The following is a 2,633-nucleotide window of genomic DNA, read 5'->3' on the forward strand; positions in this document are numbered from 1 at the left end:
GGACGGGATTCGTTCTCTCTTTTTTATACTCTCAACTCTCTATTTAGTGGCTAACTTGAAAGTAAATAAAGTTTTAAAACCATTAAAAAGTGTAACAAAATTCGAATAAGCTATATTTTTAGAGATTGTTGAAAAAATCACTATGCTTTAAATAAAAATCAAAAACGAGGAGCTACTTTATCATTAAAGCAACTTCTCGCTTTTGTTTGTTCTATGTCGTAAGATGAATTAGCGTGACCATAAGCCTAAATTCATGATACAAAGATATAGCTTTGTTCCTATGGAAAGAGGGCTATTTTGATATTGTGGTATAATAGAACAAGAACATTTTCTAGTACCTTGAAAATTCTATATTTTCGCTTGTTTATCTCTTCTGCTATTTTCAAAAAATATCCTGTCCCTTGCCGTCAACTTCCACCCTCATGATGTGGCTTTCTTGTTGATTGACTACAAGGGTAGGAGAAGCTAGAATAGCTTCCTACGATCAAGCAATTTCTGCATTATCAGCATTTGATAATGCAGGAGATTTGCAAGGGGCAGCCTATGATAGTGGTAAACAATATGGTATGAATGTAATCACTCCCTTGCTCAAGGGAGCTATCATGTACTCAGAATTAGTAAGCGAAGCTGTTCCAGGTCTTCCCTCAAAATATCGTTCAGAAGTTGGAGATGATGACCTTGATTCAGAGGTACTTGAGAGTGAAATCCGTAGTCTTGAATCTAGTCTTCATAGTATTAGAGGAATGTACAATGCTATGGTTGGAGACGAATCTACAAGTGCAAGCACTTTAAGTAGTCTTTCAAATCGTATGGATGACCTCCTAAAACAAAGAAATGAAAAAATAGATAAGCTCCGCAAGTTAAATATGTTTGCTGGAAGCTCCAATGACGTTTTTTCTGTAGGGGAAGGTAGTAGCTTAGTTGATAACTTAGCTCAAAATCTCCAAACGGGCTTAAGTCAAATCCAAACAGAGTTTGCAAGTTTTAGTGGTACTTTTCCCAAGCACCCTGTGAATACTCTGGGATGGGCACAGAATATCGAGGGTGAGTGGGAAAATAAGGTTAAGATTGACGGAGATTATAAGAAGGTTCTTGAGAAAATAAAAGATGGTAAAGAGCTTACTGAGGATGATGTGAAAGCGATCGAAGCTTATCGAAAACGCTATGGAAGGAACCTTCCTGATAGCGTGAATAATGCTTTGAAGAATTATGTTGAAAAAGAAACCAATGATCTTGTAAAAATGATATCAGATACTTTAGAGGCATATAAAAGAGGAGAAATTAGCGAAGAAGCTATAAATGATGTTTTTAATTTCCTACAACAAAATGGTATAAATATTTCTTCGGATGATACTAAAAAATAAGTCTGTAGATTTTTTTAAGGAAAGTATTACTTCAAAATTGAGTGATAAATGGTCTGAGTTAGCGACAGCACATTATACCTCTTACATGCTTCCATATCAAGTTCCATATTTAATCAATGGCTTAAAATCCCAGATTGGGAATACACTAACGAAATATGGATTAAGTGCGCTTCTATCAACTGCACCTGGATCTACAGTTAATAAAATGGTGGGAGAAACCATTGAGAAAATTGGAGATTGTGTAATACCGTTAGTGAATAAATTAGATGGATTTTTAGGGAGCGCTAAATTTGCGAAAGCATTACCATATGGTTTGGGATCAGCACTTGATTTTAGTGCCCAACTTTTAGATGGTAAGCAACCAGGAGAAGCGTTAATTAAAGCAGGAGCGCATGCTGGAATTGGTTTTGCCTCAGCAAAATTAGGTGCTGCTATAGGGTCATTTGGTGGTCCAATAGGGACAGTAGCAGGTGCTGGTTTAGGATTTGTTTTAGGTGTAGCGGGTTCCATGTTATTTGATAAAATTTATGATGATAATATTGAAGAGGTGGGAAACTGGATAGGAAAAACTTATGAAGGTGCCAAAAAAAATGTGGAAAATTTTGTAGATTCTGTCAGTGATACAGCTGGAAAAATATGGGACAGTGCGGGAGATGCAGTTAATGGATTTTTCTCGGGGTTAGGTAGTGTATTTTAATAATAAGGAGAAGAAATTATGCATAATTATAAATCTTTGCTTAGTTTAGGCAATTATAAAGAGGATAGTTATTATGTAGATTTAATCACAGGTGATTTAAAAAAATCTATTGCTCATAAGGTATCTGAATCCAAAATATTTTTGTCTTCTATCATTGGTTACCATATTCTAGGAATTGGGCTCTTTAAAAGCGTTGAATCTAACGTGGTTCTAAGTATTTATCTGTTACTGGTGTCCTTTGCGCTTTCGATCATTGCTGCGATTGTTTTTAATAAACGGCTATATAAGAATACAGAATTTGAAAAGGTTGAATTTACAAAGGATGAGTATGAGGAATTTCGAAAGCAAGTGAAAAAACATAACAAAACCATAGTGCTACTTACCTTATTATTTATTGTTATGTTTTCTTTTTCAATGTTTCTATATCTTTCAAGACCCAGTATATTCTTGTTACTAGTGATGGACTATGTAGTTTGTTTTTCTTATCTATTTTATACGAACGGATTTTTTACAAAACGGTTCCATTTTGAAGAATATATAAATAAAAATTTTTTAAAGGAAGGAAAAATAAT

Annotated in this window: 3 protein-coding genes; all 3 read left to right on the forward strand. The window is 34.4% G+C overall.

Annotation, left to right across the window (positions count from 1 at the left end; translation table 11 throughout):
• Positions 1–443 precede the first annotated feature (443 nt).
• The gene (locus HMPREF9965_RS13285) at positions 444–1,364 is read left to right on the forward strand and encodes a hypothetical protein (protein WP_004243019.1); all 921 of its coding nucleotides are present in this window, start codon (positions 444–446) and stop codon (positions 1,362–1,364) included.
• A complete protein-coding gene (locus HMPREF9965_RS13290; protein ID WP_042898777.1) occupies positions 1,348–2,061 on the forward strand; it encodes a hypothetical protein in 714 nt (237 codons plus the stop codon). The genes HMPREF9965_RS13285 and HMPREF9965_RS13290 overlap by 17 nt, the downstream gene beginning before the upstream one ends.
• An 18-nt stretch (positions 2,062–2,079) precedes the next feature.
• The coding region (locus HMPREF9965_RS03675) for a hypothetical protein (protein WP_000553134.1) at positions 2,080–2,633 on the forward strand (554 nt) is incomplete at its 3' end.

Origin of the sequence: Streptococcus mitis bv. 2 str. SK95, from assembly GCF_000222705.1 — a bacterium.
GTDB lineage: Bacteria > Bacillota > Bacilli > Lactobacillales > Streptococcaceae > Streptococcus > Streptococcus mitis_AY.

What these genes read in the sequence shown, in the direction of transcription:
- HMPREF9965_RS13290 (WP_042898777.1), top strand. Translation starts at nt 1,348, where the DNA reads ATGATACTAAAAAATAAGTCTGTAGATTTTTTTAAGGAAAGTATTACT.